The organism is Clostridium sp. AF32-7AC (assembly GCF_003477925.1).
GTDB classification, from domain to species: domain Bacteria; phylum Bacillota; class Clostridia; order Lachnospirales; family Lachnospiraceae; genus Otoolea; species Otoolea fessa.
The window spans coordinates 25,160-50,790 of the sequence record NZ_QUEG01000003.1 but is presented as its reverse complement, the minus strand read 5'-3'; the positions used below and the strand labels follow the sequence as shown (position 1 = coordinate 50,790).

Here is a 25,631-nt window from a genome sequence, read left to right as displayed (position 1 = left end):
TTACAAATTTTTAGCATCTAATTTAACTTCAATTCCTATTATACAAAATTTTAAGATAACAGTCAAGAACATATCTGCACAAGTTGTAGATATACCATAAATGCTGATAATCAACATGATTACGCTTACCATCAAATAAGTAAGTGTTTCTTGCTTATTAAAATTATCCATAGTACAACGTGAATTCCAGAGAAAAAGAGAAATCGCACCAAGAATAATACTTAAAACAAAAATGACATTTCTTTTTTTACTGTCACGGAACATTTTCTTTTCATTTTGTTTGTCAAAATAAAGAAAATCACGTATCGTCATTTTACTTATTCTTCTTAATAGATTAAGCAAAACCAAAACATAAATAGTTAAAAAATAAATTATCAATAGTCCAATAGAAACGAAATTCAAAGAAATAAAGAGAGTTTTTGGAATACCCAGTAAGTTTACAATTACTAACGACACAAACTGGCTGAATAAAAAGCCAATAGGAATAGCTAATACAAATGCTAAAATTCCCAACAGTATATTTTCAATTACAACTAAGTGGGCAATTTCTTTTTTCTTAATGCCAAGAAGCATATATGTTCCTAATTCTTTACTTCTTTTTTCAAACATAAATTTCGTTGTATAGTTGATCAAAAAGCATATCACAAAAATAATAAGAATATTTACAGCGAACAATGAATTCTTAAATGCATCCATACTGGAACATAACTTTACAATTTCATCAGAATTTGCCACCAAATTAAAAGCAAATATAAGAGAAAAGGATGCAGTAACGGTTATCAGATAAATCAAATAATCTTTAATATTTCTTTTTGTATTTCTATACGCTAACTTACCTAACATTTCCCACTTCACCTCCGAGCAAGGTTAATATATCCAGTATTTCATTGAAGAAATCTTTTCTGCTTTTTTCCCCTCTGAAAATTTCATTGAATATTTTACCGTCTTTCAAGAACAAAATACGTTCACAGAAAGACGCACTAAACGGGTCATGTGTTACCATTAAAATAGTAGCCTGCATTTTCTTGTTGATTTCAGACATTGTTTCCAGTAATAATCTGGAAGCTTTTGAGTCCAAAGCTCCCGTCGGTTCATCAGCTAAAATCAGTTTCGGTTCATTGATTAAGGCTCTAGCACAAGCACAACGCTGTTTTTGTCCGCCAGAAACTTCATAAGGAAATTTCGATAAAATATCACGAATACCCAATTTATCGGCGATAGCATGAACTCTTTTCTCAATATCAGTAGGGTTCTGTTTGTTGATAACCAATGATAAAGAAATGTTTTCTCCAATCGTTAAAGTATCTAAAAGGTTGAAATCTTGAAAAATGAACCCTAAATTTTCACGTCTGAAATCAGCAAAATCTTTATCCTTGATTTTGGTAATATCTTGATTATTGACTGTAATGTGTCCGCTGGTTACAGTATCAATCGTAGAGATACAGTTTAATAGGGTAGTCTTTCCAGAACCACTAGCTCCCATGATTGCGACAAATTCGCCCTTATCTACATACATAGAAATACCGTCTACTGCCTTTGTGATATTTCCAGAGTTACCCCCGTAGTATTTTTTTACTTGCTCTAAATTTAAAATGTGTTCCATTAAAAATCGCTCCTTTCTTCCTGCCACATTTATTTGTTTTGGAATACAATTAAATTATAGCAAGGGCAGTATTCAATTACACTTACAGTTTTGAAAGTAAACAGAGAGTAAAAGAGCCGTGATAATGCAGATCACAATTTTGTGAAGCATTTCCACGACCCTTTTATTATAATTTTGCCTTTGTCTTTTTCGTAATGATATAAATATATTCTTCTGGTGTAGGGCGTTTATTCCCAAAATACTTTTTGAAATTTGCCTGCACCTCTGGGTCGGTGCTATTCATAGCTTCATCAATCGTAGCTTCAATATCCGCCCGAACATCAGCCAATGATACACCGCCAGCTTTTGCACCAGCTTTCAATGCCTTTTTTATATCTCTTTTGTTCAGTCCTATCATATTCATACCTCAATTCTACTTTTTAAAGCTAATAAGTTTTCCATTGTATTTTACAATGATGAATATGATATAAAACACTCCTACAACAATCAAAATAAGACCTATGTAATAGCCTAATTCAGAATGAGAGATTAAATTGATAATCGGCATAACAAGAATACCAATACTAACCAGTAAAGTGCCTATTCCTATTTTTTTTGTAAACACCTTTTTATCTTTAGGGTCAAGTTGTGTATAATGATAACCATGTAATAAAGTAATATTCTCTTTTATACCTATTTGATAAGATGTAAAAAGTAAAAACAATCCTATAACTATTTCAACAATCAATTCCTCTAATTCCATAATCGTTCTCTCCTTTAATCAAAATAAAATAATTCTTCAAATTTTTTATCTAAAGCTATACAAAGCACTAATGCCAATTTTGCTGTTGGATTAAATTGTCCAGTTTCAATAGAACTAACTGTATTCCGAGAAACCCCGACTAGTTCAGCTAATTCTGTTTGTGATAATTTTTTTTCTTTTCGTACAGTTTTTAATCTGTTTCGCAAAATTAAATGTTCGTCCATTCTATAAACCTACCATTAAAAATTTATAAAAGTAATACCCCATAAATAGAAAAAAGAATAAAGCAATAACAAATTTGGATTTATTTTTTGAAATATGTGCTTCATAACCCATAGAGCCAAATGCCACAGACCCAATAATTGTCATTATGTCATAGTAAGGTTCTTTACAAACTGCTTTAATGAAAAGAATTAAAATGCAGATAAATAAAACAAACATTAAGCCAAAAGATTTCCCTTGAAGTTTAATATGTTTTTCGTATTCATCAAGATATAGATTCTCTTTTTTGTTTTGTGATAGTATTTTTTCTTTATCCATTATATAACGCTCCCTTCAAATAATACCAAGTACACTTGTCATTTATATTATAGCATTCGGTCATTACAAGTCAATATTTTTGCACAGTTTTCTTGTCGTTTTGTAAAAGCGTGCAAATCTGATAGGAAATGCACGCTATATCATTTATCCTACAATCTTCCAGTTACTATCCTTATGTAGCACAAGCTCATACTGCGATACCTGCGTCGCTTTTGTCTGATTATCAATGAATTTTACCGCAACCTTGACTTTCACATTGTCGCCGTCCTTTATAAAGATAGGGTTTACCAGTTCAGAATAAAGGTAGTCCCTGCCGATAGGTTCAATCACATTTCCCAATACATAGTAAGCAAGCTCTTTTTCCGTCGCTGTTGGGTACAGCTTAAAGAATGTTTCCAGAAAAGCGGTAGCGTCATTTACCGTATCAGCGTCCACGCTTGCGTCTGCTTCTGGTGTCTTAGGCTCATAGTCTGATTTTTCAACTGCTGGTGCAAGGGTAGGGTTTTGAACGATTACCATATCCCCGTCTGCGTCCACATAGACTTTTACAGTATAGGTTGCTTTCACATTGCTTGTCTGTTCTCCCTCTTTTATCTGCTGATCTACTTCGTAGGTAGCAGAAAAAGTGTCCGCTCCCGATTGCTCGATATGCCATACAATCACATCTGTAACCGTGGAGCTGGTCGGTATATCGGTTCTAATGGTGTCTACATTTAAGTCCTGCAATTCCTTTGTCAGATAACCGCTGATTGCCTGCGTCCTTGCTTCGATAGCTTCTTTGCTGTTATCCCATGTGTAATAGGACTTCGCAAAGTTTTTCACGAAATTTTCTATCCCGTTGGTGTCCTGCAAGCAAAGTTCAATGATTTCTTTTTCATGGGTGGTGTGCTGGTCGATAGCCGTAAAATTCTTATACACCCCAAAGCTCACGCTTGCGACAAGCACCACCCACAACGCAATCACGGTTTTCTTATGTGTGCCTACCTTGACAGTACGCACCTTTTTTTCTTTTGGTTCTTTGATAGTTTCTGTCTGTTTCTTATTCTTCTTAAACATATTTTTCAAGTCCTTTCTATTGTTTTACTCGTCCTGCACCGATTAAGTGCTGTTGCCAGTAACTACTACTTAGGTCTGCATATCCTATCGGGTCGCCTGCGTGGTACATCTGTGTCGGCGAAACAAGAATACCGACGTGTGTTACATACGAACCAGCGTTATAGGTGGAATGGAAAAACACCAAATCGCCTGCTTTTGCCTGCGAGAGTGGCAGATGTTGGGTTGCGTCATACTGTGCTTGTGCTGTTCTCGGTAAGGAGATACCAGCTTTTCCATAGCACCATTGCGTCAATCCCGAACAATCAAAGGAAGTATTCGGGTTACTGCCACCATACACATACTTCCAGCCTTGATATTTCAACGCTTCATTCATTACCTTTTGTGCCAGTTCTCCCGATACCTGCGGAACTGCTAAATACTGATTGACTACTTCCACATAGAACATATTTCCATAGCCATACCGCCAGCCCCCATTCTTAGCAACGGCTATCGGGTTGGTGTAGGTTACTTTCTTTCCACCCGATTTCTCACGGGCGAAGCTCTCTGCAAGATTAAAAGTGTGTTTTTTTCCTTTTCCTGCCACATATCCCACATAGCCACCGCCATAGTTATAAGACTGTATCGCTACATTCAAGTCGTCGATACCTTGATTTTTGCAGGAAGAAAGCAGGGACGCAAAATACTTACACCCCTGCTTGATTGAGCTTTCCGTATCTAAGGAATTAGGCGGTAAACCAAGACTTTCCGAACTCTGCATAACATCTTCTGCCGTACCGCCACTTTCTACTTGAATGATAGCAAGTAACACATTGACATACTCGGAGATACCGTTTTCTCTGGCGTATTTTTCTACCATAGGCTGATGTTTCAAGACTTCTGCGGATAGGTTCATACCCGTAATGCCAGAAGAAAAATTGCTGTTCTCGTCGTCGCTGTCCGCACTAATGAGGACGCCAAAGAAAAGCACCAGAGAAAAGAGGATAGGAAACAGACTGCCAATGATAGCGATATGTTTCAGTTTCATTTTTTCTTCTGTCCTTTCTTCGTTACAAGGTTACGGGTTTTCTCTATGGTCTGCTGGTTCTTCTGGACGCTCTGGGTCTGCTGAACCTTTATCCTGCGGTCTTTGGTGTCATTCTGGCGTGTTTCCTGCGATACCACTTTTTCTACATTCTGCCTATGTACTGTCTGTGTAGGCTGGGGTGCTTTCTTATCAGAAGCACCAGAAGATAACGGACGCTCTTTGATAACATTTGTCTTGACTGGCTCACTTGCTTTCGGAGTTGGAGCTGTGGCTGGGCGTTTGACTTCCTGCATTTTTTCAACACTCGGCTTTGGAATGGTTGAAGCTGTGACTGGTCGCTCATGGGGACGGGTAGCTCCCGTTGTCGCTGATCCGTCAGCCTTTCGCTGTACCTGCCTTGCTTCTTGTGCCTTTTGAAGCTCCATACGTTTGTCAGCGATATTTTTCTTACGCTGTTCCTGCTTTTCCAAGCGTCCCGTCTGTCTGGACTGCTGTTCCTGCACCATGCCACGCTTGAAGTCGGACACGCTGGACTTTGCCTTTTCCTTTGCGGAATACACCGCATAAGCGGTCTGTGTCGGCATATCCTTGATATTCTCTTTGACAGCGTTTGCCTTGTCTTTCACTTTATTTTTCGTATCTAAAACAGCACCGACTTTTGAACCTGCACGCTGTCCCATGCTGGAAGTGGTATTGCCCCGATTTTCTTTAGAAGCCGTATTTTTTCTTTCGGCTCTCTTGCCAGCAACGGCACTTCCAGCCACCGCACCAGCTACACCGCCCGAAATACCGCCAGCACTTACCGCCCTTGCAATACGGTGTTCCATACGCCTAGCCCGATGTCGCATAAACAGATACGGTCTGCGGAATATGCGTCGTCCCATGCTTTGACTGTCGCCAGCATTAAGTGAGAACATACTCATTAAGTCGCCCAGCTTCATGTAGATACCAGCGAAACATACTATCTGCAAGAACGCCACCATAAAGAATGGGTAGTCTGTGGAAATGTTGTAAAACATACTGGAAATACTAAATGCCACCGTTACAATGAGCGTTATTCCTGCCCGTGTCATTATGGTATTAAATACTCTCACGATTGCCTGCTTTGCCATGCTTTCATAGCTCGGTATCATGGAAAGTAAAAAACTGATAGGTAAAAACATTGCAAAGATAATAAAAAGTATCTGGCTGAACAACATCATGCCCGTAAGCAAGAATACAAATATCGTGATACCCAAGTTAAAGAACAAGAGGAAGAACACCATACCCAAACGGTTCACGACCTGCGGTATTGTCAGATTGTTATTGTCGTTGTCCTCGATTTCTGTTTTCACGACTTCCTCTCTGGTTTTCCCGTCCTCGTCCTCTGGACTTGCCGATACGAGAGCTTCTACACGGTCTGTCCCGATTTCTTCTGCGTTGCTGTTCCCGAATTGAAGCAAGAGCCACGGCTGTTCCACTTGAATAGAAAATAGGCTGTCCCGTATCAAGTCCACGCTGTCCTTACCCTCGCTGTCGGAGTTAGGGAGCATGATTTTTGTTCCCAAATCCAAAGAAGCGGTACTGATGTCTGATGAAAATTCATTTATCTTCTTGATATAGTCGGGAGCATAAGCAATAAATGAAGCGGACAGCACGAACACCACCACAAAGTTGATAACAGCGTGAAGTGCTTTGCTGGTTTCCCGTTTTATCAGTCCCGTATAAGCAACGTACATTCCCACCACTAAGATAATGAGAAGCAGGAAACCAACATAGAAGCCCGTAGAAGAAAAGCCGTTCTCGGTAACGCCTGCAAGGGTCTGTATGCTCTTTCCGATACTGTCTGCCATATCATTGATGAAGTCCAGCTTATAGGCTTCCTGCACCACATAGCCCGTTGCATTACTCAAATACAAACTGATAGTCCAGACAAAGTTGGTAATGCAGTACAGCCCGTATTGTACCGATTTTCCGATACCGTCGAGCCAGTTCCACGGAAGCCACGACCAGCTATTATCGACGAAAAAATCAAGCTGGTAGTTGGAAAGGGGATATTTTGAATAAAGATTTTCTGCGTTTATGGTATCGTCTACAAGCCCCGTCGCATGAGCCACCGTCCCCAAAAGTGAAAGCAGGATAAGGGAGAGTGCCACCACGAACAGAGCCATTTTGAGAAAGTGGAAAATCTTCTTTTTTGTGAACACACCTTTTATCCTTTCTTTCATCACTCCACCTCATTTCTCTGTACGGGCGGTCTGGTATCAAAGGCGTGTAGCAGTTCTTCAAAGACTGGGTGTATCTGCACCACACCGACACGCCCGTATAAGTCCTGCAATAAGCATTGTCCGTTCTCCAAATCACGCAAGCGTTTCTGGTTGTTCTCATCGTCCTTGTCGATACCGAAAAACTCTAAGGTCTGCTTTATCTCGTTTATATCCGTGCTTCTAAATGCAAACTTTAAGCCGATATTGTTTTTCAGACTTTCCTTTGACACGTCATAGGCAGACTGGGTAACGAAATAAACGCCTGCCTGCATAGCTCGCCCAGCACGAACCAGCTTATTTGATAAGGTTTCTCCTTGTGCCACATTTAAGAACGCCCACGCTTCGTCTAAATCGACAATCTTAAAAATGCTTCTGTCCGAATGGATAAAATCAAGGGCAAAGGTACTAATCACAATCAGCATAGACACAGACAACAATTCAATGGTCGTGTATTCTTCAAAAGTGGTATCTTTATCTGGCAGTACAAGGTCGGCTACTTGAATGATATTGAGCTGATTATCCAGACTGATAGCATTTTCTACCGTACCGTCTGAAAACAGCAGGTGTGCAAAGTCGTAGTCCGTGAAGCTGTCGATATGGTCTGCGATATTTCTTGATATGGGCGTATCTTCACGGCGTAGCTCGTCTATCACATGGAGCAAGCCCCGACTGTCGCTCTGGGTAACGGAGCGTACTGCCTTACGAAGTACGGGGAATTTTTCGCCGTCCCTTGAAGAAATACCCGTAAGGAATGTTAAGATGTCGATTGCCAGACTTTCAGCGTCTTTTACATTCTTCATAATCACAAACGGGTCAAGAAGCCCTGCATTGTCCTTATCGCTGGTAAGATTTACGATATTGATTTCATGTGCAATCTCTGGGAGCGTTTCTTTCCAGTTACCACGCTCACTTTTAGGGTCTAACAGAAGTGCTTGACCGCCAAACAGCACCGCATAATATACCAGAAGATTGTTACAGAACGATTTCCCACCGCCAAGCGAACCGACAAAAGCAGACGCTAAAGCGTTGGTAACTGTACCTTTTACACCTTGACTGGCAAGGGACGGTTGCAGGTACACATTTCTTCCCGTATCAACAGAATAGCCCATATAGATACCCGTAGTTTCTCCTAACTGCTGTGTCGCACCAAAGCCAAGCCCAGCTAAAAAATCTGATTTTACATACTGCACATAGTCATTGATATATCGCTTGCTGGCTGGTAAAAATTCAGAATGAAGCCCCAGCATATCCCCAGCAGGACGCACCAGCTTTACATTGAGGTCGTCGTAAAAGTCCTTGACTTCATCACAACGGCGTTTCAGCTCGTCAAGATCGGGTGCAGACACCCGTATGACGTAGCTTAACTTATACATACTTTCTTTTGTCTGGTCTAAATCAGTTTCCAGCTCGTCCACGCTGTCTAAAGCGTCCACCACATTTGAGCTGGTTTCACTTCCTGCTTGATAGGCGTGATTATCAAGGTCTTTCAGTTCCTTTTTCTTGTTGCGGACGGTCGTTAATGCTTTCCGATTTTCCACGATTTCTACATTCATGCTCGTATCAACGGGGAATGTGAATTGCTGTTGCTGGAAATAGAAGATTTCAGACGACGGAAAATCAAGCTCTCCTACAATCGCATTGACGGTAAAATAGGACACATAGCTTTCCTTGTCCTCATGTTCCAATCGTAAATACCGCTGGCTTTCCTCAATCACACACCTTGTCGGACGGATAAGGTCGTAGTATTTTATCAGCGTCTCTTTGTTCAATTTTTTCTTTGGTAGCTGGTACTCATAATCTTCATAAGCGATACCGTCCCTGCCGTAAAGATGTTCCATGAGATACCCAAAATCATGGATTTCCAAGCGACGCACCTTAAAGCGACGGGAGATTTTATTTTCCAGTAACTTTTCCATTTTTATGTAACGGTTGATTTCATCATTCGGCATGGAAACAAAATCATTCATCAGCGTGTGGTTCACTTCATGGAGAAATTCTGTGAACGTCAGCCACACCGATTTTTTGATGTTCTTCAGATTGAGCTGTTCTTCCGTAACCATGAGCTTAAAGCCAAGAAAAAAGCGGTAGTCCACTTGATTGTCCCCAATCATAGATACTAACGCTTCGGTCTGTTCGTCTATCTTCTGGCAGGCAACTTCCTTTAATTTTCCAGTTACCAGCTTCTTTGACTGTTCCTGCATACTGCGGATTGAGCTTTCTGTGGCAATCTGCAACGCATGAATTTTACCCTCACGGGACTGTGCGATAAGCTGTCGGAAACTGTCATGCACGATAAATTTCTGCTCTGCGGATAGAAAAGAATAGTTGTATGGTATCAGCTCATAGTAGGCGAACACCTCATTGTCCTTGTTCCAGACAAGGTTATTGTCAATATATTTTATCGGGAACATAGTTCACACTCCTTACTGCCGTGATTGTTTCATTCAATATCTGCTTATGCAGTTTTACGGCTTTTCCTGCATAAGTGATTTTTGGTCGCAGGGCATAGGTTATCTGTGATTTCAAAAAGCTGTACGGCTTCTTTCCGTCAAAGGTTTTCTGCGACATGAACCAAGTGAGAGCAACGGGAATACCAAAGTATTTGAGAAATGCTCCCTCAATCATGGAAAGTGGGGGAATATCCCCAAACAGAATGATGATAAATTCCGTAATCACAAACCATGTAATCTGTGTAAAAGTAACGGGAAAGGGTAAGTTAAAGTCATTGATTGCATACAAGACTTTTTCCACGTTCCAGATACCCGTGTAGCTTTTAATCTTTTTCAAGTTCTTTCAGCTCCTTTCAAAATAGAAAAGGACAGCCATTTTCAGACTGTCCCTTAAAGAGAAATACGCTGTCAGTAGCAACAATGCTTGTCGCTGATCTTCCAGCGTTAATATGGTATCTCGCACATACCTCGGCTTGTTTCAATAAAGCAACCGCCCATATCCAAATCTCGCCCGTAGGCTTCATAGTCAATGTAATTCTGTAAGCTGGGTGGAATGTCCCCAAGTGCCTGCAATTCGTCTATGTAGTAGTAGGCAACATCTGTCATGGTTTCACAGTCGGGATAATAGTAAATATCGTCCTTATGTTCCACGACTTCTTCCAGCGTCCCATAGTGGCTGATAAATTCGTCCAGACACTCTACAATATAGTCGGGAAGTTCCTCTATCATTTCATACATCTCATTGAGTTCTTCAATGGAAACATACTCGCCAATCGCAATGGGAAAGTTGTCGGTATCATGGATAGCGTATTCCTCATACTGTTCATTCAAGCCGATTTTTTCTTTCACATCTTCCTCGTCAATGGGGAACGTGAACCAAGCACCGACTAAATAGCCCTCATTGTATTTGCCAAGATTAGCAATATAAACCGCCATATCATCAATCATAAGCACCACCTCATTTCCTACTCTGGCAGTTCAAAGATACCGTGTTCTGTTACTAAAAATTTCCCGTGTTCCTGCAAGTGAGAAGCGTAGGCTTCAAAGTCAAAGTAGTATTCTTGACAGTCCTCGGATAAATGCTTGAACATCGGGTCGTTCATCAGCTTTTGCCTTGCAACATCTATCATGCTTTTACAGTCGGGATAAACAATAATCACGTTCCTGCAAATATAAAGTGCTTCTAAATTTTCAAACACCGTAAGTAGTGATACATATTCTTCCTGCATATCACTTGAAAGCTGGCGGTACATAAAATCTAATTCGTTGAGCTGGTACACGCTGGTGTGTTCGTGGACTTCATCAGCATAAGGCAACACCTTTTCGATAATACGATAATCCCCACTTTCTGCACCGATACCTAACTTTTCTTCAAACTCGGCAACATCTATCGGCAGGTCGAACCAGTATGATATTGTTTCTTCGCCAGTTGTTCCTCTCGTTTCCACCAGCACCCTTGTTTCCTGCATTGTTCCTCACGTCCTTTCTGTTGGTTCATCACATCTTTTAAGTTCTGGTATGAGATACCAAACACATATTTAGAAAAATCTTCTAACTGTCTTTCTTCATAGTCGGCAGGGTTCAGCCGTTTCATTTCATGCCACACCTTACGCTTGTAAGAGGGCAGGTCGGAAATGTATTCACAGCCGACTTTTGCCTGCATATCCTTAAAAATATCGTTCATTTCATCACTCCAATCTGAAATTTAGGTATGAAAAAAGCAGTCAATCCTAAGACTAACTGCTTTGTGTGTATGGATATGAAATTGTTTATCAGACATATTGTTTGAAAAATACATTTAACTTTTGCCCTAGTAGTGTTGGGTTATCTGTATTTACTTCATGTCCTGCATTTTCAATAATAGCTATTTCTGCGTTTTCTATCTGTTGTTGCAATTCTAAAGAAGCTTTTTTATTTATCTTATCCTTATCGCCACAGACAACAAGTACCGAACATGATATTTTTTTCAGTTCATGTTTAAAATTAAGTTCTGTCATAGATTTGCATAGATTGATAAAATCTGTTTTCTGAAAACCCATTTTTTCAAATGCTGAACAAGGCATAATACGGAATATCAGATTTTGCATTTTTAACAGATACTTTGGCATTTCATATTGTGTGCCTATTAACACTAATGAGTTCATTTTTTCTGGGTGTTCTATCGCATACTGCATAGCAAGAATACCACCTAAAGAAAGTCCACAAATATTTAGCGGTTCTTCAAACTGTTCACAGTATGTTTCCAATGTCCGATACAATGTATCATAACATGGTATTTTTCCAAAAAGCCAATCTGATAAATTAGGGCATAAAACTTCAAAATCATCATTGAATACTTTTACGGTATCACTCCAACTTTCAGAAGATTGTCCCAAACCGTGAAGCATTATATATTTCATTCCATCACTCCTAGATACTGTGTTTCATATCCACATTATAACATTCGCATATCAGCACCACAATAAAATTTTATGCACCGATAATCTTATTGAACAGCTCTAACAATACATCTTTCACACCGCCAGCGTTGAATACCAAACCGACAGCAATCAAGGCAACTACCAAGAAGCCGATAAGTTTTGAAAACTCACGCTTGAACCCTAAGTAGATACCGATAACCACAATCGCCATAAGCACTAAGCTCTGTGCGTTTGATAAAAACCATTGATACAAATTTTGTCCGAAATTCATTTAATTGTCCTCACTTTCTTCTAATTGTTTCATTTCATAGTCAGCTTCTTTGCCGACATTCAAAATACACATCAAGACTACGCCGATACCCATTCCCATAGATACCAGCAGGAAATCTTTTAATAATACCCACATTTTTTATCACTCCTAACTTTCCACCAAATCTTTTGCAGGGGTCGTCTGCTGTTTGATTATCATTTTATGCTTTTCTGTGAGCTTTGCCTGCTGTTCGATTGTTTCCATGTAGTCTGTACCGTTTCCTTTATCAATCTTTTTCAGCATTTTCAAGGTTGGTGCTACCTGCCTTTGTACCCAACGCAATGTGCGGTCTAAGGTGTAAGGCTCTGGCTTTGTCGTCAGCTTCAAGCTCTGTCTGTTATCGCCAATAAACCAAGCCCAGCGGTCATTGAGTTTCCATTCATTTTTTCGCTTGTCGGGTTCTTCATCAACAAACCGTACATACTGGTTGATGATAGAAAAGGCGGTCTGCTCTGCGTCATAATAGGTCAGCAAATCTCGTACTGCATAATAGGCACGTTCATTTCTAAGCCGTATCTCAAAACGGTTGATAATGTCGGCTTCTTCAAGCGGTGTCCCTAACTTGACGTACTGCTCATAGTCCTTTTCATAGATACAAAAATACACATCTGATTTCAGCGAACCAAGATAAAGGGTGCGTCCCATATATTCTCTGTCGTCCTCTCTATGCTTGATAAGCTCGCCCGACTGGTAAAACTTATAACTTCTGGACTTTCCGATATATTCCCGTTTTCTGCATTTTTCCGCAAGCTCTGGAATATCCAAAATGCCCGTATGGTCGTTGATAGCAAGGTCGATACGCTTCATCACGCCACCGTCTACGAGTGCGTCCATGAGAAAGTCATACCAGCTTCTTTGCTGTGCCAGCAGGTAACTTTCAAACTGCCTGCAACCACGCCCCTTTAACTCTAAAAGGACACCTTTTTCTTCGTCAGCCGACGTATAGATAAAGATGTCCCCTAAAGAGTAATGCTCCGTATAACTGTAATGTCCATAATCTTCATGGAGCATATAGTTGATATTCAGTTTTAATATGTCTTTGATGATATGCTGTATATCCAGCGTGGGAAAACGAATTTTCACATAATCAAACAGCATGGTAAGCGGTGCTTCTGGATTGAACCTTGCCAGTTCTTTATGCAGAGTTTCCAAAAGCTCCTTTGACGGCTTCATTTTTCCGCTTTCTATCTTATTGAGATATTCTCTTGTGATACCAGAAGCCACCGCCAGCCTGCCTTGTGAGATACCGTAAGCAATCCGTTTCTCCCGTAATTCTTTTATCCATTGTTCTTCATTCAGAACCATACCCCCAATCTGTAAAGTGTGAAGTTTTTTTAGGCGACTTCACAGCCGATTTTTGCTAGGAAACCATGCCAGAAGCCTTATGTTTCCTATGTTTTTTGTCTATTGTCTATTTGCAAACGTACCCCTCTGTTAGATACCGAGGGGTTTTATCAGCGGACGGGACAAGCCCCGTCCGCCAAGAACGGAACTTGCGGTTGAGAACCGCAAAACCCGTCCTTGTCGTCCGTGTCTGTGTCCTGCTGTGAACCTTGTATGCCCTCATAGATAACCGCAAAATCTATTCTTTCATCTGAAAGTGCTTCTTTCATTTCTTCAGACAGCCCTTTAAGAAATACATTACATTGCAGACAAGCCTTATCTAAAACTCGAAATCGAAAATAGATTATCCTGCTTTCAACGCAATGTCTACTTTCCAACCTCATTCTAAACTTATGAGGAATGTTGATTTTTTCACGAATAACATCATCAATGATTTTATCTATCCTTGAATGAAATCGCAGATTTGGATTGACAGAATAATCTAAAAAACAATCTAACATATATTTCCTGCAATCCGTTGTAAAAATATCTGTATTCAAGCACAAACAGAGGTAGTTTTTCTCTGTGGGTGCGTGATAAACATTTAATGTGTCCTTATTCAATCACATCTTCCTTTCCTTGTTGTTCTGGCATGACTTGTCTTTCTTGTGCAAGCCTGCCGATTGTTTGTAAAAAATCATGTCCTTTGGGGACTAAAGGCGTGTAAAATTCGCTTATCACGCTTGTTCCCATATCACAATAGCCACGCCCCTTGATACGCTTCTGGAAAAACTGCTTTTTCACATCTGAACCGAACAGCATACCGTAACCTAATTCGCTGATACGCCCAAGTCCCACACGGAAATTGAAGTTATCTCTGATACCGTCAGAGAAATACTTTGCGTCTGGACGCTGGCAGGCAACGATAAGGAAATAACCTGCTTGTCGTCCTAACATAACGATTTTCTTTAACTGGCTAAGCAAGCCCACGCTTTCCTTTGTCCCCAGCATTTCAAAAAATGCCACATATTCATCAAAGATAAGAAAGCAGGGTGGCAGTCCCAGATAGGCGTAGTTTTCGCCCGTCTTATAGTTCGGGTGTTGCTTCATTTCCTCACTTCGCTGTACCATTCCCTCATAAAAGGCATTGACACAATCAATCATTTCTTCTTTGGTGTGATACACATTTCCCATAACTGTCCCTAAGTCTGCAAGGTCAGCGTTCTTCGGGTCTAAGATGTAAAGGACAGCGTTGGTATGCAGTAAGGCTTCAATAAGCGTCAGCAGAAAATAAGTTTTACCGCCACCCGTTCCACCAGCAATCAGAGCGTGAGGGAGTGCGTCATATTCCCAGACAAGATTTTTCATCAGTTTCAGACAGCCGTTTTCTGCCCGTACTTCATCAATGGTAATGCGGTTCGCTATCATATCATAAAGCAGGGTATATTCAATATAGCCGTCATGCAGGGTCTTGTCGGTCAGCTCACAATATAAGCCACTTTCCAATTTATCCTCTAACCGTAAAAGCTGGTCTTGATATTTTCCCAGCGTAATTTCACAGCGGATATGAAGCAGTCCCTTTTCCATTTGATAATAAATCTTTGGAAACCAGACGATTTTTTCCCTTGATCTGCTTTGCAGGTCAGTAAAAAAACCGCTGTCTTGTACGGTATCGGCTTCATACCACTTATTTTCCAGTACCATTCTTGCCAGCTTTTGACGGTGCAGGAGCTTCTTGAAACTATCGTAACAGAAGTGGTAATACAGAAAAACGACCAATGCACAAACACCAGTCGCTATCAGTATAGTTATGAAGTTGTAAGGGGAAAGCGTCAAGCCGTTCTCTAACAAGCTGAAATGTTCCCAATCAGTACGCATGAGCTGTTTGATATTCAGTAGCAGGAGAACCGCCACGAATACAAACAGAAGCGTTCCTATGGAAAAGTGGTAGACAAGGTGCTTGTCGCTGGCTCTGATACGGTGTCCTTTGTTAAAAATCTTTTGCATAAATCAATCACTCCTTTCTGGGTATGAAAAAAGCAGTCAATCCTAAGACTAACTGCTAAAATAATATAACTGTTTATTTGGGCGAAACGTATTAGAGTAAATTTTTCTCTTTTAACATTTCAAGAAATTCTTTATATCCAACACAGTCGCAAGAAACTGTACAAATTTTTTTGTTTCCTACAAATATTTTCAATCCTATTTGCTCTTTTTCTGTGCAACGGGAAATATCATTAAATGAAATTTCTCTTGTTCTTCCAACAGCAGGAGTAATACGCAAATTATTTCCGTCAATTACTACCTTATGTCTTTTTAATGCCCACGCACAAAATTCAATCAATAGAACAAAAATAGCAAAAACAACAGAGTGTCCCACCGTATTATCAAATCCCATGAACAATCCTAAAGCTATTGCAATTCCTACCATTATCAATGAACAAATATGACATACTGTTTGATAGGCGTGTGATACAAAAACAGTATTTGTGAATTTTTCTTTTTTAGTTGCTTTTTGTGTCTTATCTAATACGAGAGATATAATAGGGACAACGAATACAGCAAATATAATAGCTCTTATCATAAACAGCACTCCTTATAATTAAATTTTTCATACCCATATTATAACAGTTTTATATATCCGCTACAACGAAAATCTATTCAGCAAGCCTATTTTTTCGGCTGTCCCTGCGGTGTATGGTTCTGTGGACTGCCTACGTTTTGATTGCCTTTATTCTTCAATACAATATCCTCTGCCTTTACATACCAGTCCACATCTGCACCCGTATAGGTCTTTCTTGATACCGTATCGGCTACTGGATTGACAAGCTCCACAACTGCATTGTACGGAAATTCTCTTAACGGTACTTCTGGCGGTACAGACACGGGGATAATTCCACCATGCAAACTGCACTTCAAATCATAGATACGCTTTTTAAGCTGGGTACTCGGTGTCCCGTCCTCATTCTGTAAGAACACATCACGCACCGCTGTAAATTTTAATTCTCCAAATGTTTTCTCTTTGTCAATAACAAACCCGTTTGATAATCTCATAAATTCTTCACTCCTTTACTTTTCTTCAACTGCTACAATATCATCAGCAACTAACACATAATCGGTATGTCCCATATCCCCGATTGCATAACCTCTGCCGTATAACTTCGGATTGACAAGTTTTACTTTCTGTTCATACTTGAACTTTTTTTCGCCAGCCTGCACGGGAATTTCTACCACAACATTTTCGCCTTTCTGTACGTCAGAATAAAGGTTATAGCTTCGTCTTGCTAAGACCCTGCGGTTATTTTTATCTCTTTCAAAGACTGGCTCACTTTCGCCTGCAAATTCAAGAGTTCCAAAAGACTGTACCATATCTGGCACGACATATTTCATTTCCATATTGTTTTACCTCGTTTCTTTCTATTTTTGATAAATTGATTGTGATTTCTTATTCTGGCGGTTTGGGAAGTACCAGCAATCCCACAGATAGTAAAGGGTAAAATCAATGCTTACGCACCCTTGACTATCCGTGTTCTTGCAGGTTGTTGGCAGACAAGCCAGAATAAGCGGAAGTCTGCCGTTTGACAACTTCGGCGGAGAGCGTGATTTTTCTTTTCTCATACCGTTACCGCCTTATGATTTTTTCATTTTACGGCGTTTGTAGAAGAAGATACCTGCCAGTCCAGCACCAGAGGTCAAAAGAAGTGCAAGCAGTCCGTAAAGGTTTGTGTTATCGCCCGTTTTGGGACTGTCGCTCGGTCTGTTTGGCTTTTCTGGTGTCGGTGGTGTTTCGGGTTTCTCTGGTTCTTTTGGCTTTTCCTTAAAGGTAATCGTCTGTCCCTTATCCTCAATATCCTTATGCTCGGTAACTTTCTTCGGATCGTCTGGATTGCTTAAATCGTACAATTCTTCAAAAGTTACAAGCTGTTTGCCGTCAAGGGAAGTAGCGTCAAGGGTAAAGGCAACTTCCACTTTCATAGTTTCGCTGTCAGCAGTAAAAGTGTAATCACTTTCCACACGTTTCCCATTGATAAGAAGCTCGGCATTTTCTTTTTTCAACATCTGCCAGCCCACCAGTTTGTACTGTGTACCGACTTCTAAGCCCTCTAAGGTTACGGTATCAATGATTGTTACCTCTTTTCCAGCTTCAAGCTCTTTGTTGCCGTCCTTATCGGTAGCAGTCGTATGAATTTTGATGATACGCTCTGTGATAAGTACGGTCTGCCCGTCGTCCTCAATGTCTTTATGCTCCGCAACTTTCACGGGTTCGTCTGGATTGCTGAAATCATACAATTCTTCAAAGGTAACAAGGTTCTTGCCACCTAAAGCAGACGCATTGAATATATAGGAAATTTCCACTTTCATTTCTTCATCATCAGCGACAAAGGTATAATCGTTTTCTACACGTTTCCCGTCAATGATAAGCTCGGCGTTTTCTTCCTTTAACATCTGCCAACCTTTCAACTGATACTTTGTGCCTTTTGTAAGCCCGTTTAATTTGACAGTATCAACGATTGTTACCTCTTTTCCTGCAAGGATAGTTTTTTCGCCGTCCTTGCTGGTCGCTGTGGTATGGATAGAGATTTCTTTTTCGTATTCATCAGTCAACGTTCCTAAATCAATCACAAGGTTATTTCTTGATACCACGATTTCAAAAGGTGGGATAAGTTCAAAGCCTTTGTTACTGTCGCAACGCATTTCTTCAATGATGTAGGTATCATAAGGTAATGCACCCTTGCTGTCGTCTGGTTCAGAAGTTCCAAACCACACACCGTCCTCGCTGGTCTTGCTTGCGTTGGTATTGTGCTTATGCGAAGCCCATTCAGAAGAAGTGGAAAACTGCCCGTTATCATCAGTTACAACTATATGATTTTCGCCCGTTGTCTTGCTTGTGATCCTAAAAGGAACATCAGCAAGACGCTTGTGTGTGCCTGCACCGATTTTTACACCCTCAATATCTCCACGCTTAATCTGATTATAGATAGAATGGGCTTCGTCGGTTAAGTCCACGATTTTTCCATTTTCTGTGATTGTAAAATCAATCGGTTTTGCACCGTCTGTCAAATATCCGTCTGGTGCTTCGCTCTCAACGATACGGAAGTTTCCATAAGGTAAAAGGTCAGCAGAAGTAGAAGCGATACCCTCAATATCGGTACGAATTGTCTTTACCACTTCATTTTTCTTATAGAGCTTGCCCTCAACCAATACTGCATTATCATTTAAGGAAATGATGTCAAAGGCAGTATCTTTTAAAGTTGCACTTCCTTGTGGTTTGGTATCGCCCGTTTCTAAATCTCGTTTCTGAATTTTCACACCGCCACGGATAACCTTATCTGATACGGAAAACTGGTTACTTCCAGATAATACGGCAAGGTCGCCGTCCTCGGTAATCTGTGTAAGGTATAAGTCTTTTATCTGTTCGGACTTATCGCCAGCCTGCATATATGCACCGTCTAACAAGTATCCGTTTGGAGCTTTTGTTTCTTCAACGGTTAGCGTTCCAAGTGGAAGAACCGCTTTACCGTCCTGCATATAGAAGCTATCGCCAGATACTTTGTATGCGTCCGCAAATTTTGTGATGTAGTGGGTTGACCCGTCGCTGTCTGTTTCAGCGATTGTCTTTGTAACCCATGTACGAGTAGCTTCGGCAGGGAGATTGTCTTTATTATAGAAGCCTGCATAATACTTCCATGTAAATTCCGCACCTGCTAGAGAAGCGTTCCCCTGCGGATTGTCTTTCTGTGTTTCCATATCAATCTTGAAAAGCTCAATCAACGTGTCCGTTACTTTTGGTGTATCAGATACTTTCAAAGTCGCTGTTTTTCCAGCTTCAACCTTTAAGGAATATATAGTTTTATCTACTTTATATCCTGCTGGTGCGGATAATTCCTTGATATAGACTGTGCCTGCTTTTACCTCTACAACATCTGTATTTCCGTTTTCATCAGTCGTAAGAGTGGCAAGCTGTTTCGTGCAGTTCTTATCAGAAAAGACACCGTATGTTGCACCAGCGATAGAGTAATTCCCGTTACCGTCTGTAATGCTGGTATTACTGGTAGCCTTTTTAAGTTTCGCATTTCCGATATTTAACTTCGCCCAGAATTGCCCCAATTCCTGCCCCTCGCCAGAGTAGATATAACCGCCACATTCATAACGTCCTTTATTTTCTTTGACAAAGGCTCTTGCACCAGAGAAAACTTCGTCCTGCGTTGCCTTTGGAATTTCATCATAAGAAGCTCTCACGTTGTCGCATTGCCAGCCAAGATGTACGCTCAATCTCTGCCAGACAACAAGCTGTCTTAAAAGGTAGGCGTGATTGTTGCTTATTCCGCTGTGGCTGTCTGTGTACTGTTTCACATATTCGATAGATAAGGCAACGTCGCTTATCTGGTCGGCACTCATACGGGTGCTTGCGTCAATTCTGGTCTTGTAGCCATTCCTAAAATCTGTGTTAATGTCGATACAGTAAGCGTCCTCGCCCTCGACGGTCAAATGTCCCTCGTTAAAAGTAGAACCAATCGAACCGTCATTCATTACTTTTTCAACGATACCGACACGCTCTTTTGACTCCGTCCAGTATTGCTTGCTTTCTGCATGAACGGGTGTCGTCGGTAAAGTAGTAACGACAGTTGCAAGAGCTAAGAAGCCAGTACACAATCGTTTTAACATCTTTTTCATAAATCTAATGCTCCTTTCATTTTGGGTAATAAAATAGCCGTCCAATAAGAACGGCTGGAAATAGAAAAGGAACGTCATGTTAGGCGTTCCATAGTCTATAAGTTATTCAATTTTTTCTTGTTTCAATACTGATGTGTTGTACCATATCTTTGCATATCTAGGAAAACTTGCGTATCAAGGCTCATTCGTTAGTAGTAAATAAGTAGTAAATTGATGTGTTTGTTTCCTTGAAAATGCTGATAGATACTGTGTTTTAGCGGATAATCAGATTTTTATTGTGTTTTTTGTAGAAAAAGAAGATGAAAAAAGTGATTCCATTTGCGGTGATGACGACGATGCTTTTGTCGGCGACGCTGCCGGCGTTTGCGGCGAGCGGGTTTGTGTTTGAGGATTGGGATTTGGGGATTGTTTCGGAAAGAAAGGAAAAGTTGGATGATACAGACGATGCCATAAAAAGGCAGAAAGAATGGCAGAAACTGGCTGCATCGTCCAGTGAGCTTATGAATGCGGATGTGAGGGCAACTCCCTCAGAATTACGTTCTTCCAAAGTCATAGAGGCAACTCCTTCACAATTAATCATGCCGCGCGTTATCGTCAGCGCCAGCCTCGGAAATCTCTGGGAAAACTGGGATGTGGCGGATTTGAGCTTTCTGGATGGAACACATGGACTTGGAACGAAACAAAAACCGTATCAGGTACGCACGAAACATCAGCTGATGGGACTTAGCTTTTTGGCGGCATTTGGCATGCAGCCGGATCACGGCGAGGTGGAAGAAGAGATCGTAGGGGATTACCGGGGCGCATGGTTTGAGCTGACGGCGAACATCGATCTGGGAGGAATGGACTGGAATCCGATCGGTTATTACCGGGATGATTCGGAATTTTCAGGGGAGGTGACGCACCCGTTTATGGCAAATCTGGATGGAAACGGTTATAAGATTTCAAATTTCCGGTTTGCAGGAGGCAGTTCGCCGAATGTTGGATTTTTTGGTGCGCTGGATGGGGCGGAGATCCGAAATCTGACTCTGGAACCAGGAAAGCCGGTCAAGGGAGTGCGTAAGGTGGGAATTTTGGCAGGAAATGCGAAGAATTCCAAGATTTTTAATTGTCAGGTAAAAGGCGATGTGGAAGGAACCGGAGCGGTCGGTGGAATGATCGGGCACATGGAAGGCAGCACGGTGGAAAACGGAATGGCACAGGTAACCGTCCGAACGACGGGACGTGCAGCCGGAGCGCAGGCGCTTGCGGGCGGAATCGCCGGGGAAGCGGCGGATGATTCTCGTATCATTGACTGCCAGGTCCGCACCGGGGATAACAGTACCTCGCGGATTCAGGGAACGGATGCGACTGTCGGCGGAATTGTGGGGCTTCAGAATGGGGCGGCTCTCTACAATACCTATGTAAATGGCACGATCGGCGGTTCTGGCAGCCAGAATGTCGGAGGACTCGTTGGAGAACGAATCAGCGGAGACTTGAAAGTGGGGCGGTTTGAGGGAATGATCGGTCAGTCGGGAACCGGGGTTGCCGGACACAGAGGAACCTTCATCGGATACCGCGCACCAGCTAATTATTTTAAATATGGGGATGACATCGCGTACCTGTTTGCGGATACGGAAGCGAAAATCGCAAACAATGTCTGTGGAAGCGGCATTTCAGATGATAACCAGTATACATACGCGGCGCACATCGGATATTCCCACGCGAAGGACAATTTCTTCACGCTGGTATCCGGCGGTGTCACGCGGGATGTGGACGAGCGATATTTTTATGAAGAACTGGAACAGGGGATTCTCTCGATTGTGGATGAAGAGCTGGGCGGGGAGATGGATGCGGAGTCGGTCGGGTATGATCTTGACCATTTTGCACCAAATGATGCGGGACGCCCGGTCCGTGGTTATCTGATTACGATTCCGCAGGTCGATACCGTCTCCAATGGAACGAATTATTACGATGTGGCAGTGCTGGAAGCGCGGGGAAATGGCGCGTATTACCGGACACTCGATAAAAAACACCGCGGTGCGGTGGCACCGGGAAAGACGGTGACGGTCAGCACCTCGGCAAAGCAGGCGGAAAAAGCACGCTTTCAGATGGAGGGAGTTCCGACGTATACGCGTGGGAAGAGCCGGAAAGATACTACTTATGTAAACGGCGGCGAGTATTGTTTTACGATGCCGGAGGAAAATACGCAGGTGTCGGCGGTTTATAAAAAGGTGGCAGTTTCGGTCGGGCTGACGCCGGGCGTGACGAAATTCCAGGTGGTGCAGGAGCGGACCGGAAACCGGAAACATCCGACGAAAGTCACACGCGTGATGGATGGAAATGGAAAATTAATTGCGACGTACATCCATGGAAATCTGCAGGCGGGAACACAGGTGCAGCCGGTGACGGTGCAGGCGATTGTGGATCGGAATAATGATGTGGCGGATGCATCGGTGCGCTGGAGTATCGATGATTCAGATTTGATTACGTTACTTCCAAATGACGATGAGGAAAATGGTTATACGAAAAAGAGCGCGTCGGTTCAGGTAAATTTAAATAGTTCGTTTATCACTGATATAGTACGGAAGCTGGAAAAAGAGCAGGCAGACCGCGGATACCAGTATGCGATCGGAAGCGACATATACGGAGCAGGGTATCAGAACGGCGGCGTAGCGGTGCTGACGGCAGAGACGAAACCGGCGGCGAGCTTTGATGGGAAGCCGTGCCGGGGAAATGCGCGGATTGAGGTTACGTTCCAGATCAAGGATCAGACCTATGTAGCCAATGAAGGTGCGGCACTAAATCAGGATCAGTTGAAATTTGAGGTGGTGCGGACATTAAACGGAAATCGGAAACATCCAGATGAAATGATCCGGGTTACGGCACCGCAGGTCTTGAGTGCGTCTTTTACACCCGATTATTTTGACCGGAAAGATATATCGTGGACTGTCGGTGACGCAGCACTGATTTCGGTGGACGGCGAGGACAAGTCGGCCGGTGTGCAGGCGAAAAAGGATGCAAAATGGATCCGGGATCTGATCGCGGCAGATCAGGGCAGACATGTGAATACACCGTATGAAATACAGACAGCTTCCGGCAGCCGCACGACGAAGGTGACAGTGATCGGCGATGATATGCTTGGAAACCGGCAGACGGCATCGTGCAGAGTACAGGTGGATTTCCGGACAGTGGACGAATCGAAGATTTGTGTGGAAGGCATCAGCCTTATACCGAAAACGCTGCAATACGAGATCAAACGCACCCGGACGGGGGCGGGTTATCGTCCGGTGGAGGCATGGACGGGAACCGGTGCGAAAAAGCTGGCAGCGTCGGTATTTCCGGCGCAGGCGTTTAACCAGAAAGTGACATATCAGGCAAGTGATGATTCGCTGTATGTATCATCGGATGGAACCGTGACGGTCAATACGACGGCTTCCTGGATACAGGAGCTTGACCGTCAATACTTAAAATCAGGCAGCCATACGGCATATGTGACCGTGAAAACCGAGGATGGTGGCTTCACGGACCGGGCGGCAGTCACAATTCAGTATGAGGCGGTCGATCAGACATACAGCGGAGGTTCCCATTCGGGCGGAGGTTCTCATTCGGGCGGCGGCTCGGGTGGAGGCTCTTCTTCTGGAAAGGGGGCAGCGGCAGGAAGCAGTGCAGCGAATGCAACCGGACCGGCATCGGGGTTCAGTGATTTGACAGGAGCGGGTATTGGAAATCTGACAGAAGGACAGGCAGGACCCGGGCAGAATGCGGATGCGGCAGCCATACCGGAATATGTAGTAGCTGGAAACTGGCGGAAGAATGCAGATGGAAGCTGGCAGTTTGAAGCGGGCGGTAGAAGCTATGCTTCTGAATGGGCGGCTGTCTACAATCCATATGCCGATCCGGCAAAGGGGCAGAGTACGTTTGACTGGTTCCGATTTGATGGAGATGGCAGGATGGTGAACGGCTGGTATACGGATGTGGATGGAAACACATATTATCTCTGGAAGGAAATGGATGGAACACAGGGACGTATGCTGACTGGCTGGAACTGGCTGCCGGGAAGCGATGGAGTGTTTCATTGTTACTATTTTCAGGAAAAATCTGATGGAATGAGGGGACGTTTGTATCGAAATACGCACACGCCCGATGGGAATTTAGTCAATGCGGATGGTTCCTGGGTGCTGGACGGAATAGTACAGACGAGAAGCTGAGAGAGGAGGAGAGAAGAAAACAGAGACAAACAGGAAAATGAAGTGGAATGACACGGAAAGAATAAAAATGGGGGTAAAAAAAATGAAACAGGATAAGAAAACAACCAATAAATCTGGATGTACAGCCGTACTGGCAGCAGCCATGATCGCAGCCGGAGGTTTCAGCGCTTATGCGGGCAATCAGGGGACGCATGGCGGTGAATGGAAGGACACAGAGAGTCTGAGATGGGAGTGGCAGAATGGAGAGATGAGTTTTTATGGAAATGGAAGTATTTTTTCAGAGCAGCACCCAGAGATCAGCGATCCGGAATATTACCTGAAAGAGGCAGTCCGTTATCCGGGGGAAGCAAATCCAGGGTGGAATACGAAGGGAGAACCGAAAGCAAATTATAGCTGGGCTTCGGTCGAAGAACTGCAGAAATTTGTCAATAGTTTTGACTGGATTCATTTGGATGAAAAAACGCGTCTTCTGTATGTGCATAACCGGATTGCAAACGGAGAGGGAGGTTTTAACCAGAATCATTACGGTTCGCCGGAGGAAGCAAAGGATTTCCCGGTTTTGGAAGGAGGCGTTGGCGTCTGCCGGGATTTCGCGGAAGAATTTCAGTTCCTATGCCAGATCGTAGGGCTGGAGTGTGTGACCTACACGCCGGAATATCTCCATGATGCGTGCCTGGTGCGGATCGGCACGCAGTGGTATGCGACGGATCCGACCTCCAGCCTGCCGCTATTTTCAAATGCGAAAACATATCCGGTTGACTTTGAGACGGAGTTTTACCGCTATGAGAATAAGGAGCGGGAGCAGAGAAGAAAGGAGTATGAAGCGGATCCAGACAGTCTTGCCAATGTGCTGGCGCTGACCTTGAGTATGCGGGGAGAAGGGACGATTTCCGAGTCTGCCTGGGAGAAAATACAGGCACCGATGGGGCAGATAGAAGAACAGTGGGGACGACAGGAAATATCAAGACAGGAGTATGAAAAGGGGATTATCTCGCTGCTGAAATCAGTTTGGGGAACTGAAAAATAAAGAAAACGAGGGACTGCCGGTGTTAAGG

At 42.6% G+C, this 25,631-nt stretch carries 26 protein-coding genes; 2 read left to right on the top strand and 24 right to left on the bottom strand.

From position 1 onward, the window contains the following. The 24 genes from DWZ45_RS05840 to DWZ45_RS05715 all read right to left on the bottom strand — a co-directional run bounded on the left by DWZ45_RS05840 (position 1) and on the right by DWZ45_RS05715 (position 20,389). Complete coding sequence (locus tag DWZ45_RS05840) at positions 1-843, bottom strand: ABC transporter permease (protein WP_003060411.1); 843 nt, start codon at positions 841-843, stop codon at positions 1-3. Then, positions 833-1,603 carry an ABC transporter ATP-binding protein gene (locus tag DWZ45_RS05835; RefSeq protein WP_003061398.1) on the bottom strand — a complete coding sequence of 257 codons (771 nt, stop codon included), beginning with the start codon at positions 1,601-1,603 and terminating at the stop codon, positions 833-835. Before DWZ45_RS05835 ends, DWZ45_RS05840 begins: the two co-directional genes overlap by 11 nt. Positions 1,604-1,769: 166 nt before the next feature. Next, entirely contained in the window at positions 1,770-2,000 is a 231-nt protein-coding gene (locus DWZ45_RS05825) for a hypothetical protein (protein WP_003060191.1), read from the bottom strand. A gap of 15 nt (positions 2,001-2,015) precedes the next feature. Then, positions 2,016-2,345, bottom strand: a complete 330-nt coding sequence (locus DWZ45_RS05820) for a DUF3784 domain-containing protein (protein WP_003061243.1) — start codon at positions 2,343-2,345, stop codon at positions 2,016-2,018. A gap of 14 nt (positions 2,346-2,359) precedes the next feature. Then, positions 2,360-2,569, bottom strand: a complete 210-nt coding sequence (locus DWZ45_RS05815; RefSeq protein ID WP_007286202.1) for a helix-turn-helix transcriptional regulator — start codon at positions 2,567-2,569, stop codon at positions 2,360-2,362. Between the two features lies 1 nt (position 2,570). Next, positions 2,571-2,885 (bottom strand): DUF6442 family protein, encoded by a 315-nt coding sequence (locus tag DWZ45_RS05810; RefSeq protein WP_003061887.1) that lies wholly within the window; start codon positions 2,883-2,885, stop codon positions 2,571-2,573. Positions 2,886-3,029: 144 nt separating this feature from the next. Continuing rightward, positions 3,030-3,941, bottom strand: coding sequence for a conjugal transfer protein (locus DWZ45_RS05805; protein WP_003062215.1), 912 nt, complete (start codon positions 3,939-3,941; stop codon positions 3,030-3,032). 16 nt (positions 3,942-3,957) lie between these two features. Continuing rightward, positions 3,958-4,965: a bifunctional lysozyme/C40 family peptidase gene (locus DWZ45_RS05800; protein WP_003059774.1), complete on the bottom strand. Its 1,008-nt coding sequence runs from the start codon at positions 4,963-4,965 to the stop codon at positions 3,958-3,960. Beyond that, positions 4,962-7,172 carry an MFS transporter gene (locus tag DWZ45_RS05795; RefSeq protein ID WP_003060083.1) on the bottom strand — a complete coding sequence of 737 codons (2,211 nt, stop codon included), beginning with the start codon at positions 7,170-7,172 and terminating at the stop codon, positions 4,962-4,964. Before DWZ45_RS05795 ends, DWZ45_RS05800 begins: the two co-directional genes overlap by 4 nt. Then, complete coding sequence (locus DWZ45_RS05790) at positions 7,172-9,622, bottom strand: ATP-binding protein (RefSeq protein WP_003060327.1); 2,451 nt, start codon at positions 9,620-9,622, stop codon at positions 7,172-7,174. Before DWZ45_RS05790 ends, DWZ45_RS05795 begins: the two co-directional genes overlap by 1 nt. Continuing rightward, complete coding sequence (locus DWZ45_RS05785) at positions 9,600-9,998, bottom strand: conjugal transfer protein (RefSeq protein ID WP_003061368.1); 399 nt, start codon at positions 9,996-9,998, stop codon at positions 9,600-9,602. Before DWZ45_RS05785 ends, DWZ45_RS05790 begins: the two co-directional genes overlap by 23 nt. A gap of 107 nt (positions 9,999-10,105) precedes the next feature. Next, positions 10,106-10,609, bottom strand: coding sequence for an antirestriction protein ArdA (locus tag DWZ45_RS05780; protein ID WP_002323345.1), 504 nt, complete (start codon positions 10,607-10,609; stop codon positions 10,106-10,108). A gap of 17 nt (positions 10,610-10,626) precedes the next feature. After that, positions 10,627-11,130 carry an antirestriction protein ArdA gene (locus DWZ45_RS05775; protein ID WP_003062492.1) on the bottom strand — a complete coding sequence of 168 codons (504 nt, stop codon included), beginning with the start codon at positions 11,128-11,130 and terminating at the stop codon, positions 10,627-10,629. After that, on the bottom strand, positions 11,049-11,345 hold the full coding sequence (locus tag DWZ45_RS05770) for a conjugal transfer protein (RefSeq protein WP_117482803.1): 297 nt from the start codon (positions 11,343-11,345) through the stop codon (positions 11,049-11,051). Before DWZ45_RS05770 ends, DWZ45_RS05775 begins: the two co-directional genes overlap by 82 nt. A gap of 88 nt (positions 11,346-11,433) precedes the next feature. Then, the gene (locus DWZ45_RS05765) at positions 11,434-12,060 is read right to left on the bottom strand and encodes an alpha/beta hydrolase (RefSeq protein ID WP_022620533.1); all 627 of its coding nucleotides are present in this window, start codon (positions 12,058-12,060) and stop codon (positions 11,434-11,436) included. 70 nt (positions 12,061-12,130) lie between these two features. Beyond that, positions 12,131-12,352 (bottom strand): hypothetical protein, encoded by a 222-nt coding sequence (locus DWZ45_RS05760; RefSeq protein ID WP_002323342.1) that lies wholly within the window; start codon positions 12,350-12,352, stop codon positions 12,131-12,133. Continuing rightward, positions 12,353-12,487 (bottom strand): DUF3789 domain-containing protein, encoded by a 135-nt coding sequence (locus DWZ45_RS14440; protein ID WP_005340705.1) that lies wholly within the window; start codon positions 12,485-12,487, stop codon positions 12,353-12,355. A gap of 12 nt (positions 12,488-12,499) precedes the next feature. Next, positions 12,500-13,696: a MobT family relaxase gene (gene mobT, locus DWZ45_RS05750; protein WP_025489600.1), complete on the bottom strand. Its 1,197-nt coding sequence runs from the start codon at positions 13,694-13,696 to the stop codon at positions 12,500-12,502. A gap of 149 nt (positions 13,697-13,845) precedes the next feature. Beyond that, positions 13,846-14,337, bottom strand: coding sequence for a hypothetical protein (locus DWZ45_RS05745; protein ID WP_009905022.1), 492 nt, complete (start codon positions 14,335-14,337; stop codon positions 13,846-13,848). Then, complete coding sequence (locus DWZ45_RS05740) at positions 14,330-15,721, bottom strand: FtsK/SpoIIIE domain-containing protein (RefSeq protein WP_004843351.1); 1,392 nt, start codon at positions 15,719-15,721, stop codon at positions 14,330-14,332. Before DWZ45_RS05740 ends, DWZ45_RS05745 begins: the two co-directional genes overlap by 8 nt. A 91-nt stretch (positions 15,722-15,812) precedes the next feature. Further along, entirely contained in the window at positions 15,813-16,298 is a 486-nt protein-coding gene (locus DWZ45_RS05735; protein WP_004843350.1) for a DUF6560 family protein, read from the bottom strand. 86 nt (positions 16,299-16,384) lie between these two features. Continuing rightward, positions 16,385-16,768, bottom strand: coding sequence for a YdcP family protein (locus DWZ45_RS05730; RefSeq protein WP_004843349.1), 384 nt, complete (start codon positions 16,766-16,768; stop codon positions 16,385-16,387). Between the two features lie 15 nt (positions 16,769-16,783). Then, on the bottom strand, positions 16,784-17,110 hold the full coding sequence (locus tag DWZ45_RS05725; RefSeq protein WP_004843348.1) for a YdcP family protein: 327 nt from the start codon (positions 17,108-17,110) through the stop codon (positions 16,784-16,786). 234 nt (positions 17,111-17,344) lie between these two features. Beyond that, positions 17,345-20,389, bottom strand: a complete 3,045-nt coding sequence (locus DWZ45_RS05715; RefSeq protein WP_118468118.1) for an SrtB-anchored collagen-binding adhesin — start codon at positions 20,387-20,389, stop codon at positions 17,345-17,347. 299 nt (positions 20,390-20,688) lie between these two features. On the opposite strand from DWZ45_RS05715, the gene DWZ45_RS05710 reads away from it, so the two are divergent. Then, complete coding sequence (locus DWZ45_RS05710) at positions 20,689-24,576, top strand: peptidase A26 (RefSeq protein ID WP_118468116.1); 3,888 nt, start codon at positions 20,689-20,691, stop codon at positions 24,574-24,576. Positions 24,577-24,658: 82 nt separating this feature from the next. Beyond that, positions 24,659-25,603, top strand: coding sequence for a hypothetical protein (locus tag DWZ45_RS05705; protein ID WP_118673144.1), 945 nt, complete (start codon positions 24,659-24,661; stop codon positions 25,601-25,603). Positions 25,604-25,631: the final 28 nt, after the last annotated feature.